At 26.9% G+C, this 17,209-nt stretch carries 12 protein-coding genes; 11 read left to right on the top strand and 1 reads right to left on the bottom strand.

Annotated features, from left to right (window positions below; genetic code table 11):
* Positions 1-73: 73 nt before the first annotated feature.
* Positions 74-1,966, top strand: coding sequence for a cell wall-binding repeat-containing protein (locus tag ACQPVP_RS04865; protein WP_430847805.1), 1,893 nt, complete (start codon positions 74-76; stop codon positions 1,964-1,966).
* A gap of 55 nt (positions 1,967-2,021) precedes the next feature.
* On the opposite strand, the gene ACQPVP_RS04870 is transcribed toward ACQPVP_RS04865, so the two are convergent.
* The gene (locus tag ACQPVP_RS04870) at positions 2,022-3,575 is read right to left on the bottom strand and encodes a cell wall-binding repeat-containing protein (protein WP_430847807.1); all 1,554 of its coding nucleotides are present in this window, start codon (positions 3,573-3,575) and stop codon (positions 2,022-2,024) included.
* Positions 3,576-3,738: 163 nt separating this feature from the next.
* On the opposite strand from ACQPVP_RS04870, the gene ACQPVP_RS04875 reads away from it, so the two are divergent.
* The 10 genes from ACQPVP_RS04875 (at position 3,739) to ACQPVP_RS04920 (ending at position 17,195) form a co-directional block, all read left to right on the top strand.
* Entirely contained in the window at positions 3,739-5,163 is a 1,425-nt protein-coding gene (locus ACQPVP_RS04875) for a lipopolysaccharide biosynthesis protein (RefSeq protein WP_430847809.1), read from the top strand.
* Positions 5,164-5,242: 79 nt separating this feature from the next.
* Entirely contained in the window at positions 5,243-6,331 is a 1,089-nt protein-coding gene (locus ACQPVP_RS04880; protein WP_430847811.1) for a glycosyltransferase family 4 protein, read from the top strand.
* Between the two features lie 44 nt (positions 6,332-6,375).
* Positions 6,376-7,698 carry a polysaccharide biosynthesis tyrosine autokinase gene (locus ACQPVP_RS04885; protein ID WP_430847813.1) on the top strand — a complete coding sequence of 441 codons (1,323 nt, stop codon included), beginning with the start codon at positions 6,376-6,378 and terminating at the stop codon, positions 7,696-7,698.
* Positions 7,699-7,715: 17 nt separating this feature from the next.
* Entirely contained in the window at positions 7,716-9,425 is a 1,710-nt protein-coding gene (locus ACQPVP_RS04890) for an asparagine synthase-related protein (RefSeq protein WP_430847815.1), read from the top strand.
* Positions 9,418-10,686, top strand: a complete 1,269-nt coding sequence (locus ACQPVP_RS04895; RefSeq protein ID WP_430847817.1) for an oligosaccharide flippase family protein — start codon at positions 9,418-9,420, stop codon at positions 10,684-10,686. The genes ACQPVP_RS04890 and ACQPVP_RS04895 overlap by 8 nt, the downstream gene beginning before the upstream one ends.
* A 16-nt stretch (positions 10,687-10,702) precedes the next feature.
* Positions 10,703-11,866 (top strand): glycosyltransferase, encoded by a 1,164-nt coding sequence (locus tag ACQPVP_RS04900; RefSeq protein ID WP_430847819.1) that lies wholly within the window; start codon positions 10,703-10,705, stop codon positions 11,864-11,866.
* 418 nt (positions 11,867-12,284) lie between these two features.
* Positions 12,285-13,055, top strand: a complete 771-nt coding sequence (locus ACQPVP_RS04905; RefSeq protein ID WP_430847821.1) for an O-antigen ligase family protein — start codon at positions 12,285-12,287, stop codon at positions 13,053-13,055.
* Complete coding sequence (locus tag ACQPVP_RS04910; protein WP_430847823.1) at positions 13,048-14,094, top strand: glycosyltransferase; 1,047 nt, start codon at positions 13,048-13,050, stop codon at positions 14,092-14,094. Before ACQPVP_RS04905 ends, ACQPVP_RS04910 begins: the two co-directional genes overlap by 8 nt.
* A gap of 19 nt (positions 14,095-14,113) precedes the next feature.
* On the top strand, positions 14,114-15,175 hold the full coding sequence (gene wecB, locus ACQPVP_RS04915) for a non-hydrolyzing UDP-N-acetylglucosamine 2-epimerase (protein ID WP_430847825.1): 1,062 nt from the start codon (positions 14,114-14,116) through the stop codon (positions 15,173-15,175).
* Between the two features lie 163 nt (positions 15,176-15,338).
* A complete protein-coding gene (locus tag ACQPVP_RS04920) occupies positions 15,339-17,195 on the top strand; it encodes a polysaccharide biosynthesis protein (RefSeq protein WP_430847827.1) in 1,857 nt (618 codons plus the stop codon).
* Positions 17,196-17,209: the final 14 nt, after the last annotated feature.

Below are 17,209 nucleotides of genomic sequence, written 5' to 3' on the forward strand. Positions count from 1 at the left end.
CTGTTAATTGAATATAGTTTTATGTTAGTATATAATTTATATTGGCATTTATAAAAGAAAGGTGGGGGAATGTTTGAAATCAAGTAAAAAAAGCTTGAAGTTAATAGCAATTATGTTGCTTTTAACTGTTTTTAATTTTGTATTGCCAACTTATGATTATATAGCAAAAGCTGATACTCAAAGTAATTCTGAAATAGTAGAAGCGATGCTAAAAGAAATAATTAACGAATATGGTGAAGACAACATAATATTTGATGATGGAATTGTATTAGAGGAAAGCCAAGAAATTTCTTTATCAGATTTATCAAATGAATTATCAATTAACTGGAAAAGTAGAGATAATAGTGTTGTAGAAGTAACTAATGATAAAGTAAAAGGAATATCATATGGAACGACTTTTTTAATTGGTGAAGAAAATGGAAAATATCATGTTAGACAAGTCTATGTATCATCTACTGTAATGAATGCTAGATCGTCAGTTTCAAATTATAATGCTGACAATGCTAGGAAAGGTCAATATGTGGTTTATTTAGATCCAGGTCATGGGGGTTCAGATCCAGGAGCTAGTGGAAATGGGTTAGTAGAAAAAGAATTAAATCTAAAAATTGCTTTAGGAGTTAGAGATAAACTTCAAAGCATGGGAATAGTTGTTTATATGAGTAGAGATACTGATAAGTTTGTTTCCCTTGAAGATATAGCATCAGGAGCAAACGCAGTTAACCCTGATATTTTTATATCTATACATCAAAATTCATTTACAAGCTCATCAGCTTATGGTATTGAAACATATTGGTATAAAGGTAATGCTGACAAGTCTTTAGCAACTTTATTACAAAATAACTTAATAAATAATACTAATGGATACAATAGAGGTGTAAAGAACGAGGCTTTTTATGTAATTAAAAATACTAATATGCCTTCTTCACTTATAGAATGTGGATTTATTACTAATCCAGATGAAGCTAGTAAGTTAAAGACTTCAGATTACCAAAATAAAATTATAAATGCAATAGCTAATGGAGCTAATGATTATCTAAAAGCAAATATAAATCTTGATTCTTTAGTGGCTGAAAGAATTTATGGAAGTACTAGATATGAAACATCATATAATTTATTTGATAAAGGTTGGTCTTCGTCAGATACTGTTATTCTAGCATCAGGAGTAGATTATCCAGATGCATTAACAGCTACGCCTTTAGCAGGAAAGTATAACGCACCGATTTTATTATCTAGAAATACTACTTTAGACTCTCAACCAGAATTGAAATCAACTTTAATTAATAAAGGTGTAAAAAATGTAATAATAATAGGTGGGCAAACTGCAATTCCACAAGTTATTCAAGATCAAATTTCAGCTCTTGGAATTAGTGTTAGAAGAATTGGTGGAAGTGATAGATACGAAACTTCAGCTTTAATAGCAAAGGAAGTAGGAGTTAATAATGGTGAAGTAGCATTAGCTTACGGATTAAGCTTTGCAGATGGCTTATCAATAGCATCAGTAGCTGCTAGTAAGCAAATGCCAATTTTATTAACTAGAACAGATTCTATTCCAAATGCAACAGCAAACTTTATAAATAATAATAATATAAAGAAGACTTATGTTGTAGGTTCAACTACAGTAATTTCAAATTCAGTAGTATCTCAAACCCAAAATCCTGAGAGATTAGGTGGATTAAATAGATATGAAACTAATTCAATTATATTTAATAAATTTAAATCAGAAATTGATCTAAATACTATTTATATAGCTTCTGGATTAGCATTCCCAGATGCATTATCATCATCAGCATTAGCTGCTAAGAATGGTAATTTCGTATTATTATCTAATATAAGACAAGTTGAGGGAACAGTTAAAAATATTATTTCAGAAATAAAACCATCTCTAAATAATGTTTATGTTCTTGGAAGTAATGTTGTAATATCAGATAATATTTTATATGGATTAGGAATAGATAGTATCAGATAAAAAGTTATAGTATAATTTAAAATATAAAATGAGCTGTCCGAAAGGACAGCTCATTTTATATTCCTGATAAGTGTAAATAAGACGAAACTTTATAATCAGATGTTAGAGCTTTAAATAATCCAGGTACAGATTTGTATCCAATCCCTTCTCTGACCATATCTCCATTATCTATGTTATATTCATTACAAGCAGATAAAACTTTATTTTTTTCGTTTGTAGTATCTGATACGCTTTCAATTAATTGATTAGTAGGTATTTTACTTACCTCGGAAGGAGGTAGGAAAAACCTACAGTCTTTAACAAGATCATTTATGTATAAGTTATTTAAAATTTCTCCTGTAGCTAAATGTTGAGGATGTGTATCGTATTTATAGCTATGAGTTATGTGAGTAACATTTTTAAAGTTGCTTTCAAAATAATCTATTGTTTTTACAATAATATTTTTATCTATGTTATCTTCAGGTTGTCCTAGTAGAACAATATTACTATCTAAAACACCTAATTGTGAAAGTGCAGCTTTAAATTCATTTGTTCTTAAAGCAATTTTAGTTTCATTTGATATATTTTTATATCTACTCCAGTTAAAGACCTCAGAGCCTGTCCCATCTGTTACTAATACAACATATACATTTTCTTTACCAACAGCTTCGATTGCATCTACTATTGCACTTCCTGCAAATAAGGTTTCATCATCTTGATGTTGCGAATAAAATACTACTGTATCTCCAAATAAATAAGCTTTAGCTCTATTTACAGCAGGTGTACTAATATTTCCGAATACAGTAGCACTTTTAGCACCAGCAATAACACTTTTGTCAGAGTCATTAGAGATTAGTACAACAGGTTCTTTTAAGGCTGATGAAGTAAGAGCATCAATTAACACATCTGACTTACTTAAGTTAACATGAGTTTTATTAGGAAAGAATTTATTTATTACATTTTTATTGGTTTCAAATCTATTTAAACCAGAAATTCTTTCAGAGAAGCTATCAAAGCTAGAAGCTATTACGGTGGTTCCACCTATTGAATAAGATGAGACATTACGTCTATATGTAGTGCTTTGTCCATTTGTTAGTATTACTGGATTTTGTCTAGAAGCGGCTACAGGAGCAATACTCATGGCATCTGCTTCTCCTTTCAGACCATTTACATAATATACCTCTTGGACACCTTTGATTTTTTCTATTTCGTTAGCTACAGCTATAGATGTATCATATCTATTTAATCCAGATAGTCTTTTTATTGTTTTACCCATATTTGATAACTGTTTTTCTATTGTTGAAGATATAACAGTCTCTCCACCTACTAGATAAATAGTATTTGCTGAATTTAGTCTCTCAAGGGTTGATGAAGGAATAACTGAATCTCTAGTTAGTAATATAGGGGCATTCAAAGCACCACTTAAACCGCTGGCTGATAATCCATCTGCTAGTGAAAGGCCATTAACTAGTATTGCTGTAGTATAATTCATTTTATCAGCTATCATTGCTGCTGTCTCATATCTATCAGAGCCTTCTATGTAATCTAATTCCAATGCATTTGCTTTAATTATAAAGAAATTGAAAATGACTACTGTAGATACAAAAAGCCTTATTAAGTTTTTTTTCATTAAAATATCCTCCTATTAAATTTATATCAATACTTATTATAATACAATGATAATATGAAGAGAAATCCAATTATAAAAATTAATAAATAATTTAGTTTTAGTTAGATTTCTTATGATATTATATAATAAGGATAAAATAAATAATTTACAGGGGAAGAAATGGATGAATGGACTATTTAAAAAATTTATAGAGTTTGCTATTGGAAATGGAATCGTATTAATTTTAGGTTTTATATCATCACCGATAATCTCTAGATTAATATCTCCTGAGCAATTAGGTAAAGCATCTATGTTCACAACTTTTACAGGATTAATTATTGTGGTTGTAATGATGGGGGTAGATCAAGCATACATAAGATATTATTACGATGAAGAAGAGGATAATAGAGGAGGATTATTAGGGAAAAGTCTATTTATAACAATATTTTTAAATTTGGTAGTAACTATTTTCTTACTACTATTTTATAAAAAAATATCAGTGTTTATAGTAGATGAAACTTCATTTCCTTTAGTTATATTAATATTAATTCATACTATATTTAGTATATTAGGAAACTTTGCTATGATTCAGGTAAGAATGAAGCAAAAAGGAAAGTTATATTCATTGTTAAATGTGGTAAATAAAGCAGGATACTTGATTTTTGTTGGATTTCTTTTTATATTCTTTAAGGATAATTATATGACAATAATTATTGCAACTATTTTAGCAAATTTATTAAAGACAGTATGGGCTATTATTAGTGAAAGGCAGGATTGGAAAAAGATTAGACTGGTAAATAAAGTTAACACCACAACTAAGGAACTTGTAACCTATGGGACACCATTTATTTTTTCAATGGCTATAACATGGGTATTTCAATCTGTAGATAGGGTATCACTAAGAATATTTAGCTCTTATGAAGAAATAGGATTATATACAGGTGCGATGACTATTATTGCTTTATTAAATAATTTTCAGGGGGCTTTTACTACTTTTTGGACTCCGATAGCATATGAAAAATATAAAACAAATCCTGAAGATACAGAATTTTTTACTAATATAAATCAAATAGTTTCTGTAGGAATGTTGCTTTTATCTGTAGGATTAATAGCTACAAAAGACATTGTTATAGGATTATTAGGAAAGGAATATCGTGGTGCACAATTTATATTCCCATTCCTAGTTTTTATGCCAATAATGTACACCATATCTGAGACTACTGTTTTAGGTATTAATTTTAAGAAGAAAACAAAGTATCATGTTTATATAGCTACTTTTTCGGCTATATTTAATATAATAGGAAATTTAATATTAGTACCTTCTTATGGAGCTAAAGGGGCTGCAATATCAACTGGACTTGCATATATTGTATTCTTTGTGACAAGGACATATTATGGCAAGAAATACTATAATATTAAGATGTATATGGGAAGGTTTTGGATATGCACTATATCAGTATATATATTAGCTGCTTATTCAAGTATATATGAATTTAACAATATGGTATTATTTTTAAGTTTATTAAGTGTATTTTTAATTTTAATTATGTATAGAGATATTGTTAAAAGCTTGTATAAATCTATATTTAAAAAGAAGGGGACTTTATAGACATAATATAAGTAACATATTATAATTAAGTAAAATATATAATGCCGAATTAGGCTAGACTCTAAATGAGAGGTGTATTATGAAAATTTGTTATTTAGGTGATGCAAATAGTATTCACACTAAAAAGTTATGTTGTTTTTTTAGAGATAAGGGATATGATGTCTCTGTAATTTCATTAAATGATGGAGAAATTGAAGGAGTAAAGGTATATAGCATGGCTATGAAGATTGAAAACCAAGGGAATTCAATAGCTAAGGTTAGATACTTAAGGAATATTATTAAAATAAAGAAATTAGTTAAAGAAATTAATCCGGATATTTTACATGCTCATTATGCAACAAGCTATGGATTATTTGGATCACTTATGAACTATAAACCATATATAATTTCAGTTTGGGGAAGTGATGTGTATGATTTTCCTAAAAAGTCTTTTATTCATGAAAAATTACTTAAATATAATTTGAAAAAGGCTGATTTGATTTTATCAACTAGTAAGGTAATGGCAGATGAAACAAGAAAATATATTGATAAAGATATTCTTATAACTCCATTTGGAGTAGATATAGATAAATTTAAGACTAATAATATGAACAAAACTGTTGAAGATGGGTTAGTTGTAGGAACAATAAAAACATTAGAAGAAAAATATGGAATTGAATATTTGATAAAAGCTTTTCAGATTGTGAAAAACAGGAATAAAAATTTGAATATTAAATTAAAAATAGCTGGCAAGGGAAGTAAAGAAAGCGATTTAAAAACATTATGTAAAGAACTCAATATTGAGAATTATGTAGAATTTTTAGGATTTGTTAACCCAAATGATGTTCCTAATATTTTTAATAGCTTTGATATTGCTGTATTTCCTTCTATATTAGATAGTGAAAGCTTTGGAGTAGCAGCTGTTGAGGCTGAAGCTTGTGGTGTACCAGTTATAGTTTCTGATGTTGGAGGATTAATGGAATCAACAAAGCCTAATTATTCTAGTTTTGTAGCTAAGAGAAAGGATTCAAATGATTTAGCAGATAAATTAGAAAGATTGCTTTTAGATGATAAATTAAGAAAATCGATGGGAATGAACGCAAGAAAATATGTAGAAGATAATTATAATTGTATTGATAATTTTAATTATATTAATAACATTTATTTAGATTTACTAGGTAAGAAGTAAAGTAGATATTTTATTGAAGAATATATAAAGGTAGGGATAAAAATATGGAACCAGAGATACTAAAATTTGAAGATATACTAAAAGGTTGTGTAAAAAGATGGAAGAGTATTTTAGTTTTTGCTATATTTACTACAATTTTAGCAGCTATAGTCTCAGGAACATCTAATGAAACCATAACATATCAAGGTAATTTTAAAACTCTTATTAAAAGTGATGTATTAGTAAATGATAACGGAACAATTGTAAAGAAAGATCCTAATTTAATACAAAACTATATAGAAGTTATGAAAACTAGAAATTTTGCTGAAAATGTTATAAAGAGAGCAGGTTTAGATTTAACTCCTCAGCAGGTTTTAGCCGATTTATCATTAGTGAATATTAACAATTCTGATTTTGTACAAGTCAAATATTTAAGTGAAGATAAAGAGCAAACTGAAAAAATTATTACTGCCATAAAGGATGAGTTATTAGCAGTATCAAAAGATTATAATGAGGATGCAGAAGTTTCTATAGAAGAAAATGTTGGTATAACAGAAAAGACAGATATTAGAAATAATAAACTGTTAGTTATATTGGGGCTTATAGGTGGATTAGGATTAGGTTCTGTTGTTGCTTTTGTATTGGAATGTTTAAATAAAACATTTAAAACAAAGGGGGAACTAGAAAGAGAAATTAAACTTCCTGTAGTTGCTGATATACCTAAGTGTAAAAAAGGTTTTGGTACTATTATTTCAAAAGATAAATGTGATGAAGTTTTTATAGAAGCTTATAAATCCTTAGTTGCTGACTTGAAATTTTCTAAAGAAAATTCAAATAATAAAATAATATCAGTAACATCGGCATTAAAGGGTGAGGGAAGCTCTACTATATCAACTAATTTAGCTCTGGCTTTAAGTGACAGTAATAAGGTTATGTTAATTGATGGAGATTTTATAAATCCTTCTATAGCTAAAAATTTAAATATTGATGTAAAAAAAGGATTAGAAGATTTAATATCTGGAAAATGTGAATTAAAAGATAGTGAAGTTGAGATTAGCAATAATTTAATGTTGATTAGCCCGGTTTCAATAAATCATAATTCAATGTCATTATTTGATTCTAAGGAATTTTTAGAGTTATTAGATAAACTTAAGAATAAATATGATTTTATAATCATAGATACACCTCCATTTAAATACGTTTCAGATACAAAAGTATTAATAAAAAATAGTGATGGAGTAATCTTAAATATAAAAGCTGAATCAACAAAGAAAGATATAGTTAAATCAACTATTAAAGAAGTTAATGGTTTAGGTGCTAATATAATAGGATTAGCATTTAATTTTGGAGATAGATTTAGAAATTCTTATTATCAATATAGAAAGTAGTTTAGGAGGTTTAATTCATGAGAGGTACTACTTTAATATATTCAAATAATATTTCATCTGAGCTTAGAAGTAATGAATTTGATTCAATGCAAAATGACAATTTAATTATTTATAAACATTTTAATAAAAAATTTCAAAAGGAAAAAGTGTTTAAAGAATCAAAAGATTTAATAATAGTAATTGATGGTGTAATATTAAATAATGAAAAGTTAAATATAGAATATGCGGCTAAAGATAATTTTGATTTACTCTCAAAAATGTATGAGAAAAAGGGAGTTAATTTTGTTAAAGATTTACGTGGCAATTTTTATGGAGTAGTTTACGATAAAATAAAAAAAGAAATATATGTATTTACAAATCATCTTGGTAATAAGCCAATATACTATTATTTTAATAAAGAAAATAATAGTTTTGTGGTTAGTTCAGACTTGTTTGAATTAGTAGAAGTTCTTAAAAAAATGAAAATAAATGTAAGTCTTGATGAATTAGGTGCTTATTATATGCTTACATTTGGATATATGATTTCTGATACAACTCTCATAAAAGAAATTAAGAGATTAGAGCCAGGAACTATATTAAAATATAATGACAATAATATAGAATTAAAACAGTATTATTTCTTAGATAATGAAAATTATTTAAATGATAGTGAAGATAAAATAATACAAAATATGAACGAACTTTTTAGAGAATCCGTTGACATGGCTTTCAAAAAAGATAAAGATAATGGATATAGGCATGTAGCTTATTTAAGCGGTGGTCTAGATTCTAGAATGATTTCTGTTGTGGCGAAAGATCTTGGATATGATGATATAACAACCATAACTTTTTCAGAAAATTATTCAAGAGATGAGAAAATTGCAAGACAAATAGCTGCTGATTTTAAATTAAATAGCATATTTAAAAGTTTAAATAATGGAGAATTTCTTAAAGAGATAGATAAGGCAGTAGAAGCAAATTTTGGACAAAATATATATTCAGGAGCTATTCATCTAGTCTCAGCAAATGAAATTATAAATTTTGATAACTTTGGATTTATTCATAATGGTAATTTAGCTGATGTTATGCATGGAGATTATATAGATGCCCCTAATCATACAAAACCAGAAATACATAATTGGATGTATTCAAGAAGATTAAAAGGAAGAGTAGAGTATATTTCTGAAATGGTTAAGGAAAAATATAGGAATGAAGAGAGGTTTGCTATTTATAATAGAGGAATAAATGGAATGTATAATGGATCGGTTAGTTCATTAGACATATCTGAAACTAGTGAGCCTTTTACTAATCATGATTTAATTGATTATTGCAGTAGGATGAAGCCAGAGTATAAATATAAAGAAGCATTATTTTTGAAGATGATACAAAAGTATTATCCAGATGCAACAAAGTATAAGTGGCAAAAGTGGAATTTAAGGCCAACTAAGTTTAATACGAAATTTATGGGAACATTTGCAGGAAAAGTATTTAGAGTTATTGATGGACAAATTCAATTACACTTTTCACAAGCTAATAATATGAATCCCTTCAATAAATGGTATGATGAAAATGATAGTCTGAGAAACTTTATAAATGATTATATAAAAGAAAATTTTTGGCTATTAGAAAAATATCCTGAAATAAGTAAGGACTGTGAAGTATTAGTTAGAGAAGGAAATGTTACCGAAAAAACACAAGTAATGACATTACTTAACTTTATAAAGAGGATAAGGAATATTTATGAATAAAGAAGATATTAAATCAATATTAAGCAAAGGATTAGTACAAATTTTTAGTGCTAACTTCATTAATAAAATAGTACAGTTTATGACTGTACTGTTTCTTACTAATATTATATCTGTAAATGAATATGGTGCATTTTCATATGCCCAAAATACAATGAGCTTTGCATTATTGCTTGAAGGGTTAGGGGTTACTGCAGGTATTTTACAATATTCAAGTGTTGAAAAAGAAACTAAAGAAAAATATAAATTTTTTAGTTTTGGGATAAAGGTTGGGTTTGTATTTAATATACTTGTTAGCATAGTTCTTATGATATATTCTATATTCGGACCAATTGCTATAGAATCAAGTAGACAATACCTCTTTATTATGTCATTTATACCAGTACTAAATATAACATATAATTCAATACAAGCATACTTAAGAGCTTCACTTAAAAATAAGGAGTTTAGTAGGTTAACAGTATTTAATACTGTCATATATTTTATAGCTACAGTATCTCTTTCTTATATAAATGGAGCAAATGGATTAATTTTAGGTATGTATATTGCTTATCTTAGTACAGTTTTATTAGGAGCATACTTTATTAGAGAAGATATTAAGTTGTTTAAATTTACAAAAATGGACAGCCGAAGTGTTGAAATTAAGTTCTTAAAATATTCTGTAATTACTGTATTAAGTAATGCTATGTCACAAATCTTATATTTATTAGACACTCAACTTATAGGTGTATTTACGAAGGATGAGGCGATACTTGCAGCTTATAAAGTAGCTACTACAATACCATTTAATATTACATTTATCCCTATATCACTAATGGTATTTGCTTATCCATATTTTGCACAAAATAAAGACAATAAGGAATGGATAAAAGAAAAATTATCAATATTGATTAAAAGCTTAGGAGTAGTAAACTTAATAATAAGTTTAGGGGGTATTATATTAGCTAAGCCTATATTTTATATTTTATTTCCTAAATACATGGATTCAATAGGATGTTTTAGAGTTCTTATGTTTGGTTATCTAATATCAGGAACATTTAGAATACCTTATGGTAATATATTAGCAAGTTTGGGAGATGCAAGAGCAAATCTTATAAATGCTGTTTTTTCAGGGGTTGCTAATATAATATTAGACATAGTTCTTATAAAAAAATATGGAAGTATAGGTGCCGCTTATGCGACTTTAATAGTTTTTATAATTTCATCTATAATTCATCATATATTTATAAAAAAATATATTAACAGAATTAATGTCACTAGTTAGGAGTAGGTGATTAGTTTTGAAAGTTTTATTATTACCATCTTGGTACCCAGATAGTAAAAAGCCGTTAAATGGAGTGTTTTTTAAGGAACAGGCTGAGGCACTAAGCAAAGAAGGAATAGAGGTTATTGTTCTTAGTATAAATATTAGAGATATAAGACAAATAGATTTTAAAGAAAAATTAAACAAGCTTGAAGTTAGTATTGAAAATAATATTACGGTATATAGATATAATACTTATAATTATTTTCCTAAAATGCAAGAATTATATTTAAAATATTATTCAATTTTAGTCAATAAAATGATAAAGAAAATATTAAGCAAAGAAGGGCATATAGATATAGTTCATATTCATTCAGCTCTTGATATGGGAATTGCATATTCAAAGTCAAGATTAGATTTACCCTATGTGATAACTGAACATTCAACTAAGTATTCCAGAAAACTATTAAATAATACACAAAAAAAATATTTAACAAATGTATTTAGTAAGGCTGATAGAGTACTAGTTGTTGGTAATGGATTAAAAAATGATATTTCAGAATATATAGATAAAAGTAAAATTGAAGTAATACCTAATTTGGTGAAAATGCCGGAAATAAATATTAGTAAAGAAAGTAATAATAAAAATAAGAAGTTTAGATTCTTTAGTTTAGGATTTCTAACATTTAAGAAGGGAATGGATTTATTAATTGAAGCATTCAATTTAGGTAGAAATGAATTAAAGAATGTTGAACTATTTATTGGTGGTAATGGAGAAGAAATGAATAATCTGAAGACTCTAATCAGTAGATATAATTTAAGTGATAATATATTTTTATTGGGAGAGTTAAGCAGAGAAGAAGTAGCTATTAATATGAATGAATGTGATTGTTTTATTTTAACAAGTAGATTTGAAACCTTTGGAATAGTTTATATTGAGGCTATGAATTATGGTAAGCCTGTAATTGCATCTATAACAGGGGGACCAGATACATTTATTAATGAAAAGTGTGGATTACTAGTAAAAAATGAAAATATAGATGAAATTAAAAATGCTATGATTAAAATGATAAGTGAGTATGATAAATATGATAAATACTATATTAGTAGATTTTGTGAAAATAACTTTTCAGAAAATGTCGTGGCAAACAAACTAGTTTCTATATATAGAGAGGTAATTAAGGATAAAGATGTTACTTAGAGTATTATTATGTAATGTATTTTTTAATGTTTTTGTATTGTTTATTAATACATCTATTAGTGATGCATTATTTGAAAAATTTTATATAAATCCTAGTATACTTAGTATTATCAGGTTGCTTATAAATTTAAGTTTTATTCTTTTAATGATTTACTATATATTAACCAAAAGAATTAAACTTAGAATGTATGATGTAATTATAATATTTATATTGTTTGTAGGTGGAAGTATCTTAATAACACCTGAAAAATTTGAGGCAATTAAGATGTATATTAATTTTATAGGGTTATTATCTTATTTTATAGTGTTATTCAATATTATAAATAAAGATAGGATTATTTTATATCTTAAAAATTATTGTAATATATTATTATCACTTGAGGTGTTGACTATATTTGTATTTAAGGATATAGGATATATGGATAATTCAGATGTTATTAGAGGAATACATCTAAGTAGAAGCACTTTAATAATTTATTTAAATTTGTGTATATTTGTATATTTATATTATTTATATTTTTTTAAACAGATCAATAATAGAATAAATAAATCAATATTATTTATGATATTTGTAAGTATATTTTTAGTTTTATTATCAAAAAGTTCTACAGGAATTTTGATTATTGCATTATTTTTGCCTATATTTTTATGGATAAAGAATAATAAAAGAGCAAATATTCTACTTATATTGTCTACTGCTTTTTCTGTTTTTCTTCCATTAATTAATTTTAATTCTGTATTTTTGAATACACTTATTGGAGAAGTGTTTCATAAAAATATTTCTTTTAGTGGAAGAAGATACATATGGGATTATGCACTAAGTCATTTTTCTAGTAACCCAGTAATAGGAAATGGATTTAATAGTATAGATTCTTTATTTAGAGGAAAGGTAATTCCGACTTATGAGAGAGTTGCTGCACATTCACATAACGGATTTTTAGAAGTTTTTCTTCAAAATGGATTATTAGGTTTAATGTTAATTCTTATAATAATATTTATATATTTTAAAAGTATTAATGAGTTTAGTGAATTTGAAAAAAGATTATTAAAGACTTATATTATTATATTTATAATTTTTAACTCTATGGAACCATATTTATTACAAACAGTATCAGGGTGTACATTTTGGCTAGTAGGTATATTTATAATTGTATATAATAAAAGAAGCAAGGAGCAAATGAATGAGTAAAGATATATTATATATAACTTTTGTAGATTTCAATGAGCAAAAGAGTGGTTCATCGGTAAGACCTAAAAAAATATATGATGCATTCTTAGAAGAAGGATATAAGATAACTCTTTTAACTGGATTACAAAATAGAAAATTAGAAAGATGGAAAAATTGTCTTGAATTTTATAAGAGTATAAAAAAAGGAAATTTTGATTTTTGCTATGTAGAACCTCCAGCAGGTCCAATATTTAATTTATGTGATCATTTATTACTATTATATATTAGTAAAATAAAAAAGATTCCAATAGGTATATTTTATAGAGATGCATATTGGAAATTTGCAGATTGGTATCAGTTAAAAGGAATAAAAAGATTTATAATTAATACAATGCATAAATTTGATTGGAGTATAATTAAGAATACTTGTAAAAAAGTTTATTTTCCAACAAAGACTATGGGAGATCTATTTGATTTTAAAGAAAAAGAAGCGTTGCCTCCAGGATGTGAATTACTTTCTGTAGATGGTAATATTAGTAGAAATGTAGAAGTTGTTTATGTAGGTGGAGTATCTGAAGAGTATGGTGGAAAATTACTGCTTGAAACATTAGATAGGGTAAATAAAGATAAAAAAATGATATTACATTTAGTCTGCAGAAAAGAAGAGTTAAGTAAACTAGGTGAATATAAAAATAAACCTTGGCTTAATATATATCATGCATCAGGAAATGAACTTAAGGAAATATATAGTAAGGCAAACCTAGCAATAATTCCAAGGAAGGTTGATTTCTATATGGATTTTTCTATGCCTGTTAAGTTGTTTGAATATATATCGTATGAACTACCAATAATTGCAACTAGGTGTAAAGAGGTAGCAAAGTTTATTGAAGATAATAATATTGGATTAGTTGCAGATGATAATGTAGAGAGTTTATATGAAGCTCTTATGAAAGTTAATGTTGATGATATTTTAGAATATAATAAGAATGTTAAGATTGCTAAAAAAAATAATACTTGGAACGAGAGAGTAAAGCAAATAAGTAGATTAAGCAATATATAAAATTCTATGGAGGTTAGATATGAAAATTATAACAGTTGTTGGTGCAAGACCACAATTTATAAAAGCAGCTCCAGTATCAAGAGAACTAAGAAAATATTTTGATGAAAAGTTAGTGCATACTGGACAACATTATGATGATAATATGTCAAAAATTTTCTTTGAAGAATTGGGAATACCACTACCAGATTATAATTTAAAAATAGGATCTGGAAGCCATGGTAAAATGACTGGAGAGATGTTAGAAAAACTTGAAGAAATATATATTAATGAAAAGCCAGATTGTGTTTTAGTTTATGGAGATACAAACTCAACATTAGCAGGAGCTTTAGCAGCAAGTAAGCTTTTAATACCAGTAATACATGTTGAGGCTGGCCTTAGAAGCTATAATAAAGCAATGCCTGAAGAGCAAAATAGAATACTTACTGATAATATATCAAAGTTATTATTAGTTCCAACAGTAGATGCCGAAAAAAATCTTAAAAATGAAGGTATTACAGAAGGGGTATATAACATTGGTGATGTCATGTATGATGCTGTTCTAATGTTCAAGGAAATATCTAAGAGTAAGGAATACTTACTAGAGGATTTAAATATATTACCTAATAAATATATTTTAACTACAATTCATAGAGCTGAGAATACTAATGATATTAATAGATTAAAAAATATTATTGAAGCATTAAATGAAAGTAATGAAGTTGTTATATTACCACTTCATCCTAGAACAAAGAAGTTTGTTAGTGATTATGGACTTACTTTTAATGAAAATATAAAAATTATAGAACCTATAGGATATTTAGAAATGCTAATGCTTGAATCTAATGCTAAAAAAATAGTTACTGATAGCGGAGGGGTTCAAAAAGAAGCTTATTTTATGGGAAAACCATGTATTACAATGAGGGATGAAACTGAATGGGTAGAAACTGTTGAAGTAGGATGGAACATTATAGTTGGAACAGATAAATATGCAATTATAGATGCAATAAATAATTTCAATCCTAAAAGTAAGCAAGAATTAATATTTGGTGATGGAAGAGCATCTGAAAAAATTGTAGAATTATTAAAAAAATTAATGAAATAAATTTAAGCTATAGAAATTCTATAGCTTTTATAAATAGTATATTAGAAAAAGCCATACTTTGTAGACAATTAAAATAAAATAGTAGTATAATTATATAAGTTAAATTTTATATTAATTAAATTAATAATTATAAATTCTTCTAATCTAGAAGTGGAGGATAAATATGAATAGGATAAAAACGTTATTACTTATAATTATAGATATATTTTTAGTGAACATGGCTTATTTACTTGCTATAAATATAACTGCTTATGAGAGATTTACAGAGTATGCAACTATATATCAAAACGATGTAGTATTTGTTACCATCACATATATTGTATGTTTTGCATTGTTTAAAATGTATAGCTCTCTTTGGCATTTAACAGGAACTGATGAATTCCTATTAGGTGTAGGCGGAGGTATTTTAGCAGGAGCAATAGTTATTGTATATACTAGAAACTTTGGATCTACAATACCATTAAATGTATCTGTAATAGGGACTATGTTAGTATGCATATTTACATTAGGATATAGAATTCTTTTTAGAGTATATAGAAGAGCTTTATTATACATGCCTTATAAATATGCTAGTGATCAAGAAAGAGTAATGATTATAGGAGCTGGTTCAGCAGGAACTATGATTATTAATGAAATGCTTTCTAGAAGAAATTTGAAATTAAATCCTATTATATTAATTGATGATAGAGACTTTAAACAAGGTAAGCGTATAAGTGGAGTAAAGGTAGAAGGTAAAAGGAAAGATATTGTTAGATTAGCTGAAGAAAAAGAAATAGACACTATAATTTTAGCGATACCATCTATTGATAATGAAAATAAACGAGAAATATTAGAAATATGTAAGAAAACTAATTGTAAAGTTAAGATAATTCCAGGAATTTATGAAATAATAAGTGGAGAGGCAACAGTTAGTAAAATTAAAGATGTTGAATTAGAGGATTTATTAGGTAGAGATCCTATAGTTTTAGATAACAAGGGAATTTCTAGTTATTTAAACAACAAAGTTGTCTTAGTAACTGGAGCTGGTGGATCTATTGGATCAGAATTGTGTAGACAAATAATACCATTTGGTCCTAAAAAGTTAGTTTTATTTGATATATATGAAAATACAGTTTACGATATTCAAAATGAACTTAAGGCTAACTACCCGGATGTAGATATGGAAGTTTTAATAGGATCTATAAGAGATAAAGGTAGATTAGAAGAAATTTTTGATAAATATAGTGTAGATGTAGTATTCCATGCTGCCGCACATAAACATGTACCTTTAATGGAAGATAGTCCTAAAGAGGCTATAAAAAACAATGTATTTGGAACATTAAATTTAGTAAAAACTGCTCATGAGCATAAAATAGATAGATTGGTTTTAATATCTACAGATAAAGCTGTAAATCCAACTAATATAATGGGAGCAACTAAGAGACTGTGTGAGATGATAATACAATCATATAACACAATAAGTGATACGGAGTTCGTAGCTGTAAGATTTGGAAATGTACTAGGAAGTAATGGCTCTGTTATTCCATTATTTAAAAGGCAAATACAAAATGGAGGACCAGTAACTGTTACTCATAAAAATATAACTAGGTACTTTATGCTTATTCCAGAAGCAGCACAATTAGTACTTCAAGCTGGTTGTTTTGCACAAGGAGGAGAAATCTTTGTTCTTGACATGGGAAAACCAGTTAAGATTTATGATTTAGCGGTAGATTTAATTAAATTATCTGGGTTAGAGTTAAATAGGGATATAAAAATTAAAATTACAGGTTTAAGACCAGGTGAAAAACTATACGAAGAATTACTTATGAGTGAGGAAGGCTTAAAAAGTACAGGACATAATAAGATATATATAGGTAAGCCAACATTTGAAAGCATTGATACCTTGAATAAGAAGTTAGAGGAACTAAATGAATTATTAAAGGAAAATGATGATAAGTTAATAAGGAAAAAAATGAAGCAAATAGTTCCAACATACAAGGAACCCTCAGAAGTAAATGAAGTGGCTATAACTAAAGAATAAAAGATGTAAATATT

This window comes from Clostridium nigeriense (assembly GCF_050585265.1).
GTDB lineage: Bacteria > Bacillota > Clostridia > Clostridiales > Clostridiaceae > Clostridium > Clostridium nigeriense_B.

What these genes read in the sequence shown, in the direction of transcription:
- ACQPVP_RS04870 (WP_430847807.1), bottom strand. Translation starts at nt 3,575, where the DNA reads ATGAAAAAAAACTTAATAAGGCTTTTTGTATCTACAGTAGTCATTTTC.
- ACQPVP_RS04875 (WP_430847809.1), top strand. Translation starts at nt 3,739, where the DNA reads ATGAATGGACTATTTAAAAAATTTATAGAGTTTGCTATTGGAAATGGA.
- ACQPVP_RS04880 (WP_430847811.1), top strand. Translation starts at nt 5,243, where the DNA reads ATGAAAATTTGTTATTTAGGTGATGCAAATAGTATTCACACTAAAAAG.
- ACQPVP_RS04885 (WP_430847813.1), top strand. Translation starts at nt 6,376, where the DNA reads ATGGAACCAGAGATACTAAAATTTGAAGATATACTAAAAGGTTGTGTA.
- ACQPVP_RS04890 (WP_430847815.1), top strand. Translation starts at nt 7,716, where the DNA reads ATGAGAGGTACTACTTTAATATATTCAAATAATATTTCATCTGAGCTT.
- ACQPVP_RS04895 (WP_430847817.1), top strand. Translation starts at nt 9,418, where the DNA reads ATGAATAAAGAAGATATTAAATCAATATTAAGCAAAGGATTAGTACAA.
- ACQPVP_RS04905 (WP_430847821.1), top strand. Translation starts at nt 12,285, where the DNA reads ATGGATAATTCAGATGTTATTAGAGGAATACATCTAAGTAGAAGCACT.
- ACQPVP_RS04910 (WP_430847823.1), top strand. Translation starts at nt 13,048, where the DNA reads ATGAGTAAAGATATATTATATATAACTTTTGTAGATTTCAATGAGCAA.
- wecB (WP_430847825.1), top strand. Translation starts at nt 14,114, where the DNA reads ATGAAAATTATAACAGTTGTTGGTGCAAGACCACAATTTATAAAAGCA.
- ACQPVP_RS04920 (WP_430847827.1), top strand. Translation starts at nt 15,339, where the DNA reads ATGAATAGGATAAAAACGTTATTACTTATAATTATAGATATATTTTTA.